Below are 18,271 nucleotides of genomic sequence, written 5' to 3'. Positions count from 1 at the left end.
AATTTCAACCGAGGCAGCCAAAAGGATTTTATCATGATCAAATTTGGTACTGGTGGCTGGCGCGCATTCATTGGTGAAGAGTTCACTAAAGACAATGTTCGCCTTGTTGCTCAAGCATTATCAAATATTATTAACAACGAAAACGTTGCCGATAAAGGGTTTATCGTAGGCTATGACCGTCGCTTTCTTTCCGATAAGGCCGGTCGTTGGTTTGCAGAAGTACTAGCTGCAAACAACATTCCTGTCAGCTTCATCGATAAGTTTGTTCCAACCCCGATTGTTATGTTCCAAGCGAAAGAGATGGGATGCGCTTACTCAGCCTGCATCACCGCTTCTCACAACCCTGCAGATTACAACGGCATTAAAATCTTTATTGAAGGTGGACGCGATGCCGATGAGATCATTACGCAGAAAGTAGAAGAGCAGATCAGCCAACTCACATTGAGCGACGTGAAATCCGTTGAATTTGAACAAGCGCTGAATGACAAATCAGTTGTGATTATTAACCCAATGAACGCTTTTGTTGATTCGATCATCAACTTTATCGACATTGAAGCGATCAAGAATGCCAACCTGAAAGTGCTTATTGATCCTATGTTTGGGGTTGCAAAAAACGCATTACAAACCGTTTTGATCAATGGTCGATGTGATGTTGATGTGATTAATGATGGCAAGAACCCTGACTTCGGTGGCCTAATGCCATCTCCAAGCGCAGCAACGCTCTACCGCTTAAAACACTTAGTCGCCGCTGAGGGTTACGACATCGGCATTGGTACCGATGGAGATGCAGATCGGTTAGGGATCATTGATGAAAAAGGTCACTTTATTCATCCAAATGAAGTGCTCATTCTTCTCTACTACTACCTGCTTGAATACAAAGGCTGGAAAGGCTCTGTCGTGCGTAACATCGCGACGACTCATATTCTCGATAAGATTGCAGCCGACCACGGCGAGAAGAGCTTTGAGGTTCCTGTAGGCTTTAAGCACATCAGCTCTCAAATGGAAGCGGATGACTCTCTTATCGGTGGTGAAAGCTCTGGTGGCCTCACTATCCGTGGTCACATATTGGGTAAAGATGGTGTCTTCGCATCAAGCTTGCTTGTTGAGATGATTTCAGTGACAGGTAAAAAGCTCTCTGAGATGCTTGATGAAATCTATGGCAAGTATGGCTACGCTTATACTGCTGAAGGTGACTGCACATTCAAGCCAGCTGAGAAAGAGGCGCTTTACAACAAGGTTTACGTTGAAAAGCAATTGCCTGAGTTTGAGTACGAAATTGAAAAAGTCAGCTACGATGATGGCGCTAAAGTGTACTTTAAGAATGGCGGCTGGGTTATAGCCCGTTTCTCAGGTACTGAGCCTTTGCTGCGAATCTTCGCTGAAATGGAAGATAAAGAAACTGCCGAACGTGTTCTTCAGCAGGTGAAAGACTTCTTATCCCTATAAGTTTACTGATGTTTCTTCAGTAAATTGGATAGGAACCGATTGCCGCACCTTCGCTCATTTGTGAGCACCCTATAGGTGAAGAATACTTGCCCAGCATTTGCTGGGCTTTTTTATTCTTACAGCCCTAACATGCACTTTCCCTTGTAGTAACCAACTACTACCACCACATGTAAACAAATTGTTAACCTTAATTTTCATTCACAAAGATGGAAATTAACACATGGCACGTATACTGATTCTAGCGGGTGATTTTGTAGAAGATTACGAATTAATGGTTCCCTTTCAAGCATTGGGCATGGTTGGACATACTGTCAGTGTTGTGTGCCCGGAGAAACGCAGTGGAGAGACCATCAAGACGGCCATTCATGACTTCGAAGGCGACCAAACCTATACAGAAAAGCCTGGGCACTTGTTTACACTCAATGCCAATTTTGAAGAGGCTACATGCTCACAATTTGATGCTTTGGTCATTCCTGGTGGCCGTGCACCTGAATACCTTCGTCTAAACCTTGATGTCATCAAACTCATCACCTCTTTTGCCATTGAACAAAAGCCTATCGCAGCAATATGCCATGGTGCCCAACTGCTTGCAGCAGCGAACATCATACAAGGTAAGGAAATCTCCGCGTATCCAGCATGCGCTCCGGAAGTAAAATTAGCCGGAGCAAACTACGTGGATCTTGAAATGGATCAAGCGGTGACCGATGGCATCTTCGTTACTGCACCTGCTTGGCCTGCGCACCCAAGCTGGTTAGCTCAGTTAAACCAAATGCTCCTATAAATACTCCCAGCTATAGACTAAAGACTTAGTGAGTTATCCGGATAATTCACTATTCTGGAACTATCTACAGGGTGATAAATAGGGCAACAACATGTGTGAGATATATTCAGGTGCGGAAGATAACTTGTTTGAGCTGAAAACACGTTCAGTACGCATCGAAGGCGTGGTCACTAGCATTCGGCTTGAAGCGGTATTTTGGAAAATTATTGAAGATATTGCTGACGATTCACATATCTCTGTCGCAGAGTTTTTGACTCGAATTTACAATGAAGTGATTCAGCGAAGAGGTGAGCTCGGTAATTTCACCTCTTTGCTGCGAGTCGCCTGCACAACGTATCTTAACGGTGGCAAACGAATCACGGTTTAGAACGCTAAAATGCCTTGCTCATCCACATTAATACTGACTGTCTGACCGATGGTTAATGCCTGTGAAGAACTCGCCGTCAGTTGATTACCATTCACCTTAACGACATACCGACAGTGATCCCCCATAAAGTGCTGCTCTTGAACGCGAATAGAACTTTCTTGTTCCGCTTCAATCAAAATATGTTGCGGTCTCAAAAGCAACTCACAATCTTGGTTTACCTCAATCGCACTCTTGGCAATAGCTTCTACTGTGCCAAGTGCTGTTTTGAATTTATTTTCCGAGATGCGGGTTGCAGGGAGATAGCTACCACCGCCAAGGAAATCCGCAACAAACTTACTTGATGGATGGTAGTAAAGCTCGGTAGCCGTACCATACTGCTCGATAACCCCGTTGTTCATGACGGCCATTTTGTCAGAAAAGGCAAACGCCTCTTCTCTACTGTGAGTCACAAAAATAGCAGTCACGCCCTGAGATTTAAAAATACGTCGGATTTCCGCGATCAATTCATGGCGAACTTGGGTATCAATATTTGAGAACGGTTCATCCAATAGCAGTAAGTCGGGTTTATAGGCAAGAGTTCGCGCTATCGCTACACGTTGTTGCTGGCCACCAGAAAGCTGATGCGGGTATCGGTCACCATAGTCAGAAAGGTGAACGAGATCCAACATCTCTTTTACCTTGTTTTTTTTCTCACTGCTGCTCACATTACGTAAACCAAAAGCGATGTTATCGGCCACGGTTAGGTGAGGAAACAAGGCATAATCTTGAAAGATCATACCAATATTACGTTGTTCTGGCGGTAACCAATTTTCCCCATCATCAATGGTCATACAGTTCAGGCTCATGACACCAGAACTTAACGGAAGCAGGCCTGCGACCGCTTTCAACAATGTTGTTTTTCCGCAACCACTTGCGCCAAGTAGGCACACGATCTCGCCATGATTCACTTCTAGCGATAACTGTTCGAGTACGGTTTGAGATTCATACTTGCACGTTAAGTTTTGTATCGACAGCGCACAACTCATTAGTGGCTTTTCTCCAAAGAACGATTGACAACAACAAGTGGTATCAACCCGACCAATACCAATAATATAGCAGGCATAGCAGCCAGCTCTAAATGCTCATCAGACGCGTAGTTATAAACATACGTCGCTAGGGTTTCAAAATTGAACGGCCTCAACAGTAAAGCAGCATTCAGTTCTTTCATTGATTCAATAAAGACAAGCAAGCCCGCAATCAAGGCGCCGCGGCGAATCAATGGAAAGTGAATGTTCCACAGCATCTTATTAGTATTGCACCCCATTGTGCGAGCTGCCATATCCAATGAAGGTGGAATCTTATTCAAACTGCTTTCAATACTACCGATAGCGACAGCTGAAAAGCGAACAACAAGCGCGACAATCAGCGCAAACATGGAACCAGAAAAGACTAGCCCTGGCCTCTGATAATCGAGTGCTCGTGCCACATCATTAACAAAATGGTCGAGGAACAAAACAGGAACCAACACGCCTATCGCCAATACAGTGCCAGGCACGGCATACCCCATAGAGGATAGACGCATAAAAGCGAGGCTGCTTTTTCCAGGATTAACTCGTTGAGTAAAATTCACCACCAAAGCGACAAACACACCAATAATTGCGGCGATGATCGACACTTGTAGACTGTTTATCGCGTACTCACTGAACCCTGCAGTCCAGCTTTGTTCAAAATACTTATAAGCATAAATGCACAGCTGCGTTAGAGGCAGGATGAAGGCGACAGAAACAATGCCCCAACACCAGGTTAATGCCGCCCATTTTTTCCAGCCGGTTAGCTTGTAACGGAAATCTTCGCGACTACTGAACTGGTTTTGGAACAGTTTCTGTTTGCGTCGGCTATAGCGCTCTGCGCTGAGCAACAGTATGACAATCACTAGCATTAGGGCAGAAATTTTAGCCGCAGCGTTTAGATTAGAGTACCCAAGCCAAGTATCGTACACCGCCGTGGTTAAGGTGCTCACGGCAAAGTAACTGACCGTGCCAAAGTCACCGATGGTTTCCATCGCCACCAATGAAAGGCCAACCGCCATAGAAGGGCGTACAAGAGGCAGAGATATTCGTTTGAAGCTCTCCCAAGGGGAGCACTTTAATAATCGCGCAGATTGAAGCAGAGAAACGTTTTGCTCCATAAATGCCGCGCGGCACAGTAAATACACATAAGGATAAAGGACTAATGCCAAAACAATGGTTGCACCGGCAAGCGTTCGAATATCAGGGAACCAATACTCACCAGGCCCCCAACCAGTTAGATCTCGAAGCAGAATTTGAATCGGACCTGCAAAATCAAACCAGTCGGTAAAAATATAGCCAATAATGTACCCTGGCATGGCAAGAGGAAGAACAAGTGCCCACTGTAAAACACCCTCACTCGGTAAACGACACATCGCCATAAACCAAGCACTAGGAATGCCAAGAACCAAGGAGAGAAGCATCACACCAACAGTAAGCACAACTGTGTTGTACACGTAGGTAGGCATGACCGTAGACATCAGATGCGAAAAGACCTCGTCGGTATCACCCAACGAGGTATAAAAGATCGCTAAGATCGGCAAAACCAGCAGCAAAGCTAAGCTTGCACTACTGGTTTTCCATATATAATTTTTTTCGTTCATAGCCTAACTACAACAAGGCCGTATGAAACATAAACGCAATTGCAAATACATCTCATATCCTTTTGAAAAACAGGGGTACTTTATACCCCTAGTTATAATCAAAGGTCAAATTTCACTTCATCAAGAAGTCGAATTGCAGCTGAGTGGTAAGAAGCAATGTCGTCTAAAGAAACGTCATCCGCTTTGAAGTCACCCCAAGAAGCAACCAGCTCTGAGCGCTCAACGCCTGCTTTTACTGGGTACTCATAGTTTACTTCAGCGTACATACCTTGAGCAGTATCACCACTTAGGAACTCCATTAACTTCTGTGCGTTCTCTTTATTTGGAGAATATTTCGCCATCGCCATACCTGAGATATTTACGTGTGTACCTTCAGTATTTTGATTTGGGAAGTTGATGTAAACAGAGTCTGCCCAAGCTTTCTGCTCTTTGTCGTTAACCATCTTACCTAGATAGTAGCTGTTACCCAGTGCTACGTCACATAGACCTTCTTTAATCGCTTTAACTTGCGCACGGTCATTACCTTGAGGCTTACGTGCAAGGTTTGCTTTTACGCCTTCTAACCATTCTTTTGTTTCTGCTTCACCGTGGTGAGCAATCATAGAAGAAACAAGAGAAACGTTGTAAGGGTGCTTACCACTACGAGTACAGATCTTACCTTTGAACTCAGGCTTAACGAGATCTGCGTAAGTGAAATCATCACCAAGACGACCAACACGGTCACGTGAAGAATAAACTGAACGAGTACGAGTTGTTAGAGCAAACCACTCATTGTCTGTATCTTGGTATTGAGCCGGGATATTTGACTCAAGTACTGGACTTTCTACTGGCTGAACTAACTCTTGCTTTGTTAACTCTGCAAGACGGCTAATATCAACCGTTAGGATAACATCAGCAGGGCTTAAATCGCCTTCACGAGCTAGCGTTTCTGCAAGGCCTTTCTTAGCGAACTTAACGTTTACCTTAATGCCAGTTTCTTTAGTGAACTCATTGAACATTGGTTCTACTAAAAATGGTTGACGGTAAGAGTAGACATTTACTTCTTCAGCAGCCATAGCCATTGTTGGTGCGATAGCGCTGCATGCCAATGCAGAAAGAGTTAGCAATTTTTTCATCAGTTTAATCCTTTACTTCGTAATGATAATGTTTATCAGTTGCATTATTATATGCATGAATAGATTAATTACAATGATACTAGACAAAAAAACCAACCTTTGCAGGTTGGTTTATAGGCATTTGATTTGTAACAATTCTTTTCATCAAATAACTATGGAAGCAAACTAGTACTATTGTAGCCTCTGTTGCATGACATTGGCTGGGACATAACCGCCTAACTGATATCCTGATTCGGCGTAGATCGCTGGCGTGCCAGTAACACCTAGCTCATTCCCAAGGGCATAGTATTTATTGACGATGTCTTCACACTGTTGAAGCTGCTTTGCGGTAATGCTTTCAGGCAATGATGGTGCGCTGTTGTTCGCTTTAGCAAAACTCAACGCTGTTTTTCTGTCCTTAGAGCAATAGGCGTTGACTAACATTTTGAATCCAGGCCCAGCTTTCCCACCCCTTGGATACGGTAGGTATTGAATAGAAATCCCCTTCTTCTGATAATCCGTTAGCTCTGAATGCAACTTTCGACAATAGCCACAAGTCGGGTCAGTAAACACGTATACCTTCGTTGCTGACTCACCGGACGCAGGCATTGCGATCACATCCTTTGGGTCAATACGTTCAAGCATAGGTTTCACATAGCTTGCTTCGTATTCCTGTTTAATGCTGGATTGATCGTCCAAACGAATTAAATTGGCATCCGACATTACTAATATTGATTTCGTATCAGAGAAGTAAGCGAGGGTATGTACTGATCCAGAATCAAACAGTTTAAAAAGATAAGTACTACTCGACCCCAATTGCTTTATATGTCGAACAAGATCACCTGAATCGTTCAGTGCTGGATCATTACCTAACAATTGTACATTTATGATCCGTTCAAGCTCATTCTTTTGCTGTTCACTCACATCGTTTAACTGAGAATCCGCATATGCGTTAAACGTTAGCAAAATGAGAAAGGTCACTAAAATATTTTTCATTTATCACTCCATGATATTGCTTAGCCACGTAATATTGAACAGAGTACGCCACTTTATGGTGAATCACCAAAAAGCAAAAGGCCTACTCATTGCTGAGTAGGCCCTAATATCTAGATGTATTTAGTATTATTTAACTGTCACAAACTCTGGATAAGCACCAACACCACAGTCGTGCATGTCCATACCTTCTTGCTCTTCGTCCTCAGTAACACGGATACCCATCGTTGCTTTTAATATACCCCAAACAACGAGGCTAGCACCGAATACCCAAGCAAAGATTACCGCAGCGCCAAGTAATTGAGCTCCAAACGTTGCATCACCATTGCTTAGCGGAACAACCATTAGGCCAAAGAAACCACACACACCGTGTACTGAGATTGCACCTACTGGATCATCAATCTTCAGTTTATCTAGCGCGATGATGCTAAATACAACCAGCGCGCCAGATACACAACCGATAGCCACAGAATATAGTGGTGATGGAGACAGTGGGTCAGCAGTAATCGCAACTAAGCCAGCTAATGCGCCATTCAGAATCATAGTTAAATCGGCTTTACCCCATGTTGTTTTACATACAAGTAGAGCAGCAATTGCACCTGCAGCCGCAGCAGCATTAGTATTTAGGAAGATTTGACCAACAGCGGTTGCGTTTTCGAAGTCTGACAGCATCAGTTGAGAACCACCGTTAAAGCCGAACCAACCGAACCATAAGATGAACGTACCCAGTGTTGCTAGTGGAAGGTTAGAACCTTGAATTGGGTAGATTTCACCTTTTTTACCGTATTTACCTTTACGTGCTCCCAGTAGCAATACACCCGCTAGTGCAGCAGCAGCACCTGCCATGTGAACGATACCTGAGCCAGCAAAGTCACTAAATCCAGCTTCTGATAGGAAACCACCGCCCCATGTCCAGTAACCTTCCATCGGGTAGATAAACGCAGTGAGAACCACTGAGAAGATTAGGAATGACCAAAGCTTCATACGCTCAGCAACCGCACCAGAGACCACTGACATTGCTGTTGCAACGAATACCACCTGGAAGAAGAAATCAGATTCTAACGAGTGATCGGCACCTTCACCTTGGGTGCCTATCAGTGCACCAAATGATGGTAACCAGCCGCCCTCGCCGTTGTCTACGTACATGATGTTGTAGCCAACAAGCAGGAATGTCGTACACGCAATCGCGTATAAACAAATGTTCTTAGTTAAGATTTCAGTCGTATTTTTTGAACGAACTAGGCCTGCCTCTAACATCGCAAAACCAGCTGCCATCCACATAACCAACGCACCTGAAATGAGGAAGAAAAAAGTATCTAGTGCGTAACGTAGTTCCGTTACAGTTGTTAGTAGTTCCATAATATTGCTCTCCAATCCTTTGAATCTTTAAAGTGCTTCAACGTCCATTTCACCAGTACGGATACGAACCGCTTGGTTTAGGTCGTACACAAAAATCTTACCGTCACCGATTTTGCCTGTTTGAGCCGCTTTCGTAATCGCTTCAACAACACGGTCAACATTTTCAGCTTGCGTTGCGATTTCAAGTTTTACTTTCGGTAGAAAGTCGACTTGGTATTCAGCACCACGGTAGAGCTCTGTGTGGCCTTTTTGACGACCGAAGCCTTTTACTTCAGATACTGTCATCCCTTCAATACCTGCATCGGCTAATGCTTCACGTACATCATCGAGTTTGAATGGTTTGATTATTGCGTTAATTAGTTTCATCGTACCCTCTCTAGGTCTTAGTCCTTTAATCTGTTATCAATACTAATCCAAGGTACGTGCCAACTATTTAAGTTATTGTTTTGATAGCACTTTAATTATTCACACTTCAATAAAGCAAAAACGGCGCACCAATACGGTGCGCCGCTTTCACTATAACAATGCATTAACAAATAATCTCACCACTTCAGTGCAAACTCCCCATGCTGATAAATGGAATAAGCGTATTAAGTGATATGGTCAAGAAGCTATGCCGTATATTAAACGTTGGACTCAGCCATCTCTTGCTCTAAAAACTCTCGTACTTTTAACTGTCGACGGTTTTGCATCCAATAAACGAACAAAGCAAGCAGAAGAGCAGGAATGAGAACCGCACGTTTGATACGAACGGCTTAGTAACACAGCCTTGTGTCGTAATTTCAGTGACACACGATGGATTAAAGCTTGGTTATATTGTTTCCGGTTAGTTGTTTGTAGCGAGGCTTGGTCATTTGGCTAAGTCTTTGAATGAACTTAGCAGATCAGATCGTGAGTTGATGATTGAGTTCCCTGATTTAGGAAACAAAGTCATTTAGAGGTGTTAGCTTTGCCGATAATGTGCAATCAACAAGGTGGCTGTTGTTTAATGGATACGCAGAGCTTATGAAATCATTACGGTACTCCAACCTTCAGATACAACAAGTGCCGCTTTAATGCGGTCACGCACTCGGCCATCATGAGTTTTATCATGTTGGGTTTCGAGTTCTTTCTTCTGACTATCGGTTAGATATATTTTCATGGTTTGTCGAATGATCCGAAATACTCTAAAAACCAAGCACTTGCAATGACTAAGGGTATATAGCTAGGCATTTTCTTGGGCTCCATCCATATAGAATAGAGTGATGGCTAACCTAAGAGGGAAACGAGAGAAGACTAATACCCTAAAAAATCTCGCCATTGCTCAATAAGCATTTCGAAATCATCAATTCCGCAGCTAGCGGTGCTTTCACTATTGTAATATTGAAACTCACTACCTTCTTCTAGCTCATCGCCATGACTGAGTACGTTCTCAGAAATAGTGACTTCATCTTCACTGATCATCAGTGAGATCTCATGACCGAGTAGCGTATGTTCATTAGAAGGCAGCGCCTTTGCCCGATCAATCAGTCGCTCTACTGCTTCTATATTGCCTAAAGGTTTACCAATCTCATCCTGTAACCAGCGCCCGACAATCTCATGCCCCATACTGCACTTGACATAGTACTCGCCCATTAGGGTATTACGGGTGAATTCAAATTCCATGAGAGGTTCCAATCGGTCACAAGAGAAAAGTTGGCGCAGAGTATATAGTGAGAAAGAAAAACTCTCTAGGGGTGTTTCGCACTGAGTTGAAACGTTAAGAACAATTAGTTGGTTTGAGAAACAAAAAAGCACTTACGAACTCGCAAGTGCTTTTGACTAATCTTCAATTAAGGCCGCGTTTTACGCAGGCTCTTGGAAGATAACCGTATCGGCTTTATCCGTGTACTGACCCATTTTATGGAAGTTCAGGTAACGGTAAGTATCAGCCGCAGTTGCATCAATCTTCGCTGAATACTCTAAGTACTCTTCTTTCGTTGGAATGCGACCTAGAATCGCACCAACAGCAGAAAGCTCAGCAGACGCTAGGTAAACGTTCGCACCATTACCTAAGCGGTTCGGGAAGTTACGAGTTGACGTCGACATAACCGTCGAAGCATCAGCCACACGAGCTTGGTTACCCATACATAGTGAACAGCCAGGAGTTTCGATACGTACTCCAGCACGACCGAAGATGCCGTAGTAGCCTTCTTCTGTCAGTTGGTCTTTATCCATCTTCGTTGGCGGAGCTACCCATAGGCGAGTATTTAGCGAGCCGTTAAACTCCTCTAGCATCTTACCTGCAGCACGGAAGTGACCGATGTTCGTCATACAAGAACCGATGAACACTTCTTGAATCTCAGTGCCTTGAACGTCAGAAAGAAGACGAGCATCATCTGGATCGTTTGGTGCACATAGGATTGGCTGATCGATATCAGCAAGGTCGATCTCGATAACGTGAGCATATTCAGCATCTGAATCAGCAGATAGCAACTCAGGGTTCGCTAGCCACTCTTCCATTGCCGTAATACGACGCTCAATCGTACGAACATCACCGTAGCCTTCAGCAATCATCCACTTAAGCATAACGATATTCGAGTTTAGGTACTCATCGATAGACTCTTGAGATAGCTTAACGGTACAACCAGCCGCAGAACGCTCAGCAGATGCATCAGAAAGCTCAAATGCTTGTTCAACAGATAGGTGCTCAACACCTTCAATTTCTAGTACACGACCAGAGAATTCGTTGATCTTACCTGCTTTCTCTACTGTTAGTAGACCCTGTTTAATACCGTAAAGAGGAATCGCATGTACTAGGTCACGTAGCGTGATACCTGGTTTCATTTCCCCTTTAAAGCGAACCAAGATTGATTCAGGCATATCAAGAGGCATAACACCTGTTGCTGCCGCAAATGCGACTAGGCCTGAGCCCGCTGGGAATGAAATACCAAGAGGGAAACGAGTATGCGAGTCACCACCTGTACCAACAGTATCAGGAAGAAGCATACGGTTTAGCCATGAGTGGATAACGCCATCACCCGGACGCAGTGAAACACCCGCACGGTTCATGATGAAATCAGGTAGCGTATGGTGAGTGTTTACATCTACTGGTTTCGGATAAGCCGATGTATGACAGAAAGACTGCATCACAAGGTCAGCTGAGAAACCAAGACACGCAAGGTCTTTAAGCTCATCACGCGTCATAGGTCCGGTAGTATCTTGAGAACCGACTGTCGTCATCTTAGGCTCACAGTATTGACCAGCGCGAACGCCTTCAACACCACATGCTTTACCGACCATCTTCTGAGCTAGCGTGTAGCCTTTATCAGAAGCAGAAGGATCGATTGGTTTGGCAAACAGATCCGTTTCAGCTAGGCCTAGAGCGTCACGAGCACGACCCGTTAGGCCTCGACCGATGATCAGTGGAATACGACCACCAGCACGAACTTCATCAAGTAAAACCTTGCCAAGCTCAAAGCTTGAGATTTCTGCACCATTTTTACGTACCACACCTTCGTAAGGGAAAATGTCGATCACATCACCCATGTTCATGTCTTGTACGTTCAGTTCAATTGGTAGTGCGCCTGAATCTTCCATTGTGTTGTAGAAGATTGGTGCAATTTTACCACCAAGACAAACACCGCCAGTACGCTTGTTTGGTACGAACGGGATATCTTCACCCATGAACCAAAGTACTGAGTTTGTTGCTGATTTACGTGAAGAACCAGTACCGACAACATCACCAACGTAAGCCAGTGGAATGCCATCTTTTTGCATTTCTTCAATTTGAGTAATTGGACCAACACTGCCCTGTGCGTCAGGTGTAATGCCTTCACGTTCCATCTTCAGCATCGCTTTTGCGTGTACTGGGATATCAGGACGAGACCATGCATCAGGTGCTGGAGATAGGTCATCGGTGTTTGTTTCACCAGTGACTTTGAATACTTTAACGGTAATTTTTTCCGCTACTTTCTCTTTAGCTGTAAACCACTCAGCATCAGCCCAAGACTGAAGAACTTGTTGAGCAGAAGCATTGCCTGCTTTTGCTTTCTCTTCTACGTCGTAGAAAGCATCGAACATCAATAAAGTGTGAGAAAGCGCTTTTACTGCGATTGGTGCAAGCTCTGCATCGTCTAATAGAGAGACGAGTGATTCGATGTTGTAGCCACCTTGCATGGTGCCAAGTAGCTCTGCAGCTTTCGCTTTGCTAACCAGTGGAGACTCTACTTCACCTTTCGTGATAGCAGTTAAGAAGCCCGCTTTTACATAAGCAGCTTCATCTACACCTGGTGGAATACGATTTTCTAGTAGGTCAAGAATAAAGGTTTCTTCACCTTGAGGTGGGTTCTTCAAAAGTTCAACTAGACCCGCTACTTGCTCAGCGTCTAATGGTCTAGGAACAACTCCTTCAGCAGCACGCTCTTCGACGTGTTTACGATAGGCTTCAAGCACGACTTTTTCCTCTCATTGCGGTTCAACCATAGCTCATTGACTAGGATTGAACATCCTTGGAAACTTGGCTCTCCATTGCCATAGAAGTCATACAATTGAATTGATGAGCAGCGCCAGAGAGGCCAAACTGTGGGACGCAGGATAGCAAATTTAACCTAAAATTAAAATCTTATCATTTTGACCAACATAGCAAGTTAAGACTAAAGTTGGATGATTTTTCGAAATTAACTTGGTCTATTTACTACTTAAATGTCGTCCCAATTATTAAATATACAGAATTATATTGCTGCTCAGTGAACCCATAGCCGAACATAATAGGTCCTATTGGCGAGTTCACCCCTACAAAGACGGAAGCCGCGTGATATAACGGTGCATCTTGAATATTGACATTAGGGTCTGACCAAACACCGCCATACTCTATCGAACTTCCAAGATAGAAAGGGGAGCTGAATAGACCAAAATCATTATCAAACCAACGGTAACGATACACTAAACTCGTGAAAGCGATATTTTGCCCAATTAAGCTGTCTCGTGGGATACCTGACAGTTTTAGAAATCCACCAATTTCTTTTGGATCAATCGGCATCGACGCATTCTCAGCTTGAGACAAACCGAGATCCATATTTGCCACTAAAGTATGACGGTCATACGTATAGGCACCAATCAATTTGGCGCTGATTTCTGTCACCACGTCATTAGATTGATTGGAACCAGTATCCAAACAGTTGGATTGACCTTCAATATCGTCGTTTGAAACTAAATATTCTAAATCCGCATAGAAGCCCGAACGAGGAAAACTAAAATCGTCAAGGGTATCGTAGCGATAGCCAGCAAAGATCCCTTGACGAACATAATTAAGATCGCCACAGACAGGCAAAGTTGACAGCTCCCCATAACCCTGGATATAACGCAAACCAAGATTAAACTCTCTCCACAACCTCTCTTGATAGCCAAGGGTCAATTCCGCTTTCCATTCACGGAACGTGACAGGAATGTAATTTTCAGTCGCCTTTAGACTTGTATCCTCAAAGCCACTCGTCGGTACATTCCGTTTATCATTGCTGTAACTTGCGCCCAATGTTGTGAAGAGTTTCTGGCTTGATAAAAATGGCGAGTACAGCTCTGCTTCAACCAATTTATCACTGCCCATCTCCAGGTTAAGTAGCAACTCAGCACCGCCAGAATTCAGATCCGTGAAATTACTGGATATTCCGAGTGAGTATTGGCTATCTGTTGTAAAGTCATCCTCGAGGAAAAAACGGAAGTTAACGTAGTTCGGGCCCCAAGACTTTTCATTCACATCGACAACGACGAGATTATTGCCATCCTCATCTTTATCATACTGGTAAGTAATAAGTTCAAAGCGATCCAATGCGTACAGATCCTGAATACTCTGCTCTAGCTCTTCCGTTGTTATCGCTTTGCCTTCTTGTAAACCTAATCGAGTACGCAACAGTTCTTCATTGTAGTGAGTGTTATTGTTGATCACGATGCGATCGACCGTCACTTCATCGCCGTATACCAGCTTTCTACGTAAATTCTGTTTTTTATCGATGTAAGCCTGATACTCACTGGATGATAGAGAAAGTCGAGACAAGCGAAGTGAGTTCGCCATTGCCTCTTCATAGCCTTCCACAAAAGCGCCTGGCATTTTATCAAACTCGGTCGTCCCCATATCCCCAACATTTGGTTGTAGGAAGAAGTCGGCCTCTGTCAGTGTTTCTTGTTGTAGAATAGTGCTGCGTCTTACCAGGTAATTTGATAGCTGATCTGCGACGGTTAAAAAAGAACTAAATTCATCTTCGTCTATGTAGTCACTACTGATGTCGATAGCGATAATAATGTCTGCGCCGAGATCTCTTGCGACATCGACGGGCATGTTATTGGTCACGCCACCATCAACGAGAAGCTTGCCATCAATCTCATAGGGAGGAAGCACACCAGGAACAGACATGCTTGCCATCATTGCATCGACAAGGTAGCCCTTATCAATGACCACTGGCTCTAAATCAATGATATCGGTCGCTACGGAGCGGTAAGGAATCACCAAATTATCAAACGAATCTATCGCGGGTAGATTGCCAGAAGTCTCACGTAATATTCGTAGCATATTCTGCCCTTGAACCACACCTCTTGGGGCTCGAATTTCCCCCCAGCGCAATCCTAGGTCTGTTTTTATTTGATACCTATCTTCGTACTCTTTATTAATTGTACGTCTTTCACTTCGGTTAACACGGTCTCGATAGCCACGATTCCATTCCGTTGAATAAATTAAGCTTTCTATTTCTTCCGCACTCATTCCGGTTGCGTACAAACCACCAACGTAGGCCCCCATACTGGTGCCAGTAATGTAATCGACTGGAATTCTTAGCTCTTCAAGAGCTTTGAGCACACCAATATGTGCTGCGCCCTTTGCACCGCCACCTGCTAGTACAACCGCAATACTGGGTCTTTCAAGTTGTTCATCTGATTCGATACTGGAGGTAGCCAATGAGATTGGGCTGACCAAATAAACCAGAAACACTAAAAAACTGAACATTAACCGCACTGCATTAATCCTTTAATTGCTGTCAAACCGAGCTGTGTCTTGCATAACCTTGATAAATATAGCTTAACATGCCATTTACCGTACGTGACTAGGCTACCACGTGAATATATTTTTAAACCAACCCGTTGGTTTGTTTTCGCAATTTTGTTTGATGACGCCCTTAGGGTCCCACATCGGTACTTTAAACTTACTGCTGCAATTAAGTTCTAACGGGCCTTCGCTGGTCTTATCAAAACCTATCGTGCTGATTTCTCGTGGCCAAGGCAAAATCAAGCGCTCTGGGATTCGATGGGTTAAATATTCTGAATACACACGTAACGCCCCACTTGAGCCCGTCAGTTGGGTTGGCTTGTTATCATCACGTCCGAGCCAAATAGCCGTTACCTCTCGGCCATCAACACCAACAAACCAACTGTCTCTCGTATCATTACTGGTTCCTGTTTTTCCGGCGAGCGCCGCCCAAGAGAACTGGCTGTGTAAGTAACGACCGGTTCCTTCAACCACAGCCACCTTCATGGCATAAGTGGTTAACCAGGCCGCTTGCTGAGGTACTTTTTGTTGCACATGGGGAATGGACTCATAAAGTACATGCCCTTCTTTATCGAGCACCGAGCGTAGTGCGGATAAGCGCGCTTTTTTCCCCGAATTAGTCAGCGTTTGATACATCTGAGCCACCTGAAACGGCGTTAGCGTAAACGAGCCTAAGAACATCGATGGCACTGGCCTAATTTCAGAACGATCAACGCCGAGCTTCTCTAGGGTGTCCATAACATTGGGTATGCCTAACTGCATGCCGAGTTGAACCGTAGGCACATTGAGCGATTTCGACAGCGCCTCATACAATGGTACTTCACCACGGAACTGACGGTCATAGTTTCGCGGCGACCAAACATTTCCTTTGCTTCCTTTCAAGCTGATCGGCTTATCTTGAAGCGTTGACGCGAGGTTATAACGCTCTGGTTGTTCCAAAGCGGTTAGATAAACAGCGGGTTTTGCTAATGAACCTATCTGCCGACTGGCGTTTAAAGCACGATTAAATCCATCGTAGCCGGAGCGCTTGCCACCCACCATCGCTCTAATTTCACCGCTGTGGCGATCAACAGCAACGGCTGCTCCTTCCAGTGATTTACCGGCCCGTTTTGACAATTCAGGCACCTTCTTTGAAATCGCCCTTTCTAACTCTTGCTGAGAGACGGGATCCAAAGAGGTAAACACGCGAAGACCAATTTCTGATTGGAACGCATCCCCAACCTTTTCTCTCAGTTCGATACTGACCTGCTGAAAATAGGCGGGCTGCCTGCTTGCTATTCGAGGGTTGTCTTGAATATCAAGTGGTCGACTTGCGGCTTCGTCGTATTGACTCGCGGTTAATATGTCCTGCTGCATCATCATTCGAAGTACAAGATCACGCCGCGCTTTAGCACGCTCAGGATGACGAATTGGGTTGTAATACGAAGGCCCTTTGACCATTCCCACCAGCAATGCCAATTGATCAATTCTGAGCTCATCGATTGGCTGACCAAAATAAAGCCGAGACGCCAAACCAAACCCATGGATCGCTTCCCCACCGCTCTGACCTAAATACACCTCATTCAGATACGCCTCTAGAATGCGATCTTTGTTGTAGCGATGGTCAACAATGATGGCGATGTACGCTTCACGGATCTTCCGCCATAAGGTGCGATCGCTCGACAAGAACAAGTTCTTCGCAAGTTGTTGAGTTAAGGTGCTGCCACCTTGAACAGTGCGCCCAGCCTTCAGGTTTACCACCATCGCACGTGCGATCGCAAAAGGAGAAACACCATCGTGCTGATAAAAATTACGATCCTCTGTCACCAGTAATGCATCAACCATGATTTCTGGGAATTGATCGCGCCTTAAAAAGAGCCGTTGTTCATTAGTGTTTTTTTCAAGCATCCCTAGCATTTTTGGATCGATGCGCAAATAGCCCAAGTTGCCACTCTGCTCTAGTGATTGAATTCGACTCACACCAGTAGAATCAAAATGGATCATGGCATGGCGTGAAGGCTCCGAACCGTCAGAAAACTCGAACGGTCGGCGAATCACTTCAATCTTATTAGAAGAAGACGAGTATTCTCCAGGATAGCGTGGCTGACGAACTTTACGATAATTCAGTACATCGAGCTCATTGCTTAGTTGCTCCAACGTTGTCGACGAGCCGGGAACCAGATTCAAGATGCGCGCATAAACAACGGTAGGCAGACTGAATAGCTGCCCTTCAAACTTTTGCTTCACGACGCTATCAAGGTAAACGCCAACAAAAACCAATACCGCCAGGCCAGCCAGCGCCAGTTTCCAGGCGATGCCCCATAAAACGCCAACCCAAGTTCTTTGTGCCTTGGTTTTTCGCTTCGGAGCGGCTTTCTTTCTGGCGCTTTTTCTCGGTGTGGCTTTTTTCTTCGTCGTCGCCTTCTTCACAGGCGTTTTCTTCTCAGTCATCGGTTAAATTGCCGTTTTGTTTTACTGGTCGCGACATGCGTGGCCGGATCGTCTGGCCACACGTGTTTGGGGTATCGCCCCTTCATCTCTTTTTGAACGTCTTTATACGATCCTGCCCAAAATGACGCTAAGTCTTGTGTCACTTGAAGCGGTCGCTGTG

The 18,271-nt window shown here is 44.6% G+C and carries 14 protein-coding genes and 1 pseudogene; 3 read left to right on the top strand and 12 right to left on the bottom strand.

Translation table 11 applies throughout. The annotated features are described in order from the left end of the window. Nucleotides 1–33: 33 nt before the first annotated feature. The 3 genes from BCU12_RS01395 to BCU12_RS01385 all read left to right on the top strand — a co-directional run bounded on the left by BCU12_RS01395 (nt 34) and on the right by BCU12_RS01385 (nt 2,594). Nucleotides 34–1,446 (top strand): phosphoglucomutase/phosphomannomutase family protein, encoded by a 1,413-nt coding sequence (locus BCU12_RS01395; RefSeq protein ID WP_102402614.1) that lies wholly within the window; start codon nt 34–36, stop codon nt 1,444–1,446. Nucleotides 1,447–1,666: 220 nt separating this feature from the next. Further along, nucleotides 1,667–2,227, top strand: a complete 561-nt coding sequence (locus tag BCU12_RS01390) for a DJ-1/PfpI family protein (protein WP_102402613.1) — start codon at nt 1,667–1,669, stop codon at nt 2,225–2,227. A 91-nt stretch (nt 2,228–2,318) separates the two neighbouring features. Continuing rightward, nucleotides 2,319–2,594, top strand: a complete 276-nt coding sequence (locus BCU12_RS01385; protein WP_102402612.1) for a ribbon-helix-helix domain-containing protein — start codon at nt 2,319–2,321, stop codon at nt 2,592–2,594. On the opposite strand, the gene BCU12_RS01380 is transcribed toward BCU12_RS01385, so the two are convergent. From BCU12_RS01380 to BCU12_RS01325, 12 genes and pseudogenes are all read right to left on the bottom strand, one after another. Beyond that, nucleotides 2,591–3,619 carry an ABC transporter ATP-binding protein gene (locus BCU12_RS01380; protein ID WP_102402611.1) on the bottom strand — a complete coding sequence of 343 codons (1,029 nt, stop codon included), beginning with the start codon at nt 3,617–3,619 and terminating at the stop codon, nt 2,591–2,593. The two genes, BCU12_RS01385 and BCU12_RS01380, sit on opposite strands and share 4 nt — an antisense overlap. Next, nucleotides 3,619–5,244, bottom strand: coding sequence for an iron ABC transporter permease (locus BCU12_RS01375; RefSeq protein WP_102402610.1), 1,626 nt, complete (start codon nt 5,242–5,244; stop codon nt 3,619–3,621). The genes BCU12_RS01380 and BCU12_RS01375 overlap by 1 nt, the downstream gene beginning before the upstream one ends. Before the next feature lie 98 nt (nt 5,245–5,342). After that, on the bottom strand, nt 5,343–6,359 hold the full coding sequence (locus BCU12_RS01370; RefSeq protein WP_102402609.1) for a Fe(3+) ABC transporter substrate-binding protein: 1,017 nt from the start codon (nt 6,357–6,359) through the stop codon (nt 5,343–5,345). 171 nt (nt 6,360–6,530) lie between these two features. Beyond that, nucleotides 6,531–7,334 carry a DsbC family protein gene (locus BCU12_RS01365; RefSeq protein ID WP_102402608.1) on the bottom strand — a complete coding sequence of 268 codons (804 nt, stop codon included), beginning with the start codon at nt 7,332–7,334 and terminating at the stop codon, nt 6,531–6,533. Between the two features lie 126 nt (nt 7,335–7,460). Further along, nucleotides 7,461–8,690, bottom strand: coding sequence for an ammonium transporter (locus BCU12_RS01360; RefSeq protein WP_102402607.1), 1,230 nt, complete (start codon nt 8,688–8,690; stop codon nt 7,461–7,463). Nucleotides 8,691–8,717: 27 nt separating this feature from the next. Beyond that, nucleotides 8,718–9,056, bottom strand: a complete 339-nt coding sequence (locus tag BCU12_RS01355; protein ID WP_102402606.1) for a P-II family nitrogen regulator — start codon at nt 9,054–9,056, stop codon at nt 8,718–8,720. 640 nt (nt 9,057–9,696) lie between these two features. After that, a pseudogene (locus tag BCU12_RS01350) lies at nt 9,697–9,831 on the bottom strand (IS630 family transposase); the annotation flags it as partial. 134 nt (nt 9,832–9,965) lie between these two features. Further along, the gene (locus tag BCU12_RS01345; protein ID WP_102402605.1) at nt 9,966–10,334 is read right to left on the bottom strand and encodes a YacL family protein; all 369 of its coding nucleotides are present in this window, start codon (nt 10,332–10,334) and stop codon (nt 9,966–9,968) included. Between the two features lie 180 nt (nt 10,335–10,514). Further along, nucleotides 10,515–13,103, bottom strand: a complete 2,589-nt coding sequence (gene acnB, locus BCU12_RS01340) for a bifunctional aconitate hydratase 2/2-methylisocitrate dehydratase (RefSeq protein WP_102402604.1) — start codon at nt 13,101–13,103, stop codon at nt 10,515–10,517. Nucleotides 13,104–13,344: 241 nt separating this feature from the next. Then, nucleotides 13,345–15,651 (bottom strand): patatin-like phospholipase family protein, encoded by a 2,307-nt coding sequence (locus BCU12_RS01335; RefSeq protein ID WP_198599223.1) that lies wholly within the window; start codon nt 15,649–15,651, stop codon nt 13,345–13,347. A gap of 93 nt (nt 15,652–15,744) precedes the next feature. Continuing rightward, nucleotides 15,745–18,111 (bottom strand): penicillin-binding protein 1B, encoded by a 2,367-nt coding sequence (mrcB, locus tag BCU12_RS01330; RefSeq protein WP_102402602.1) that lies wholly within the window; start codon nt 18,109–18,111, stop codon nt 15,745–15,747. Beyond that, nucleotides 18,108–18,271: ATP-dependent helicase C-terminal domain-containing protein (locus BCU12_RS01325; protein WP_277871245.1), on the bottom strand; the 164-nt coding region annotated here is incomplete at its 5' end. The genes mrcB and BCU12_RS01325, both read right to left, overlap by 4 nt.

This window comes from Vibrio sp. 10N.261.55.A7, assembly GCF_002877365.1.
Classification (GTDB): domain Bacteria; phylum Pseudomonadota; class Gammaproteobacteria; order Enterobacterales; family Vibrionaceae; genus Vibrio.
Note: the sequence above shows the minus strand (reverse complement) of the source record. Positions and strands in the feature narration are given on the sequence as shown.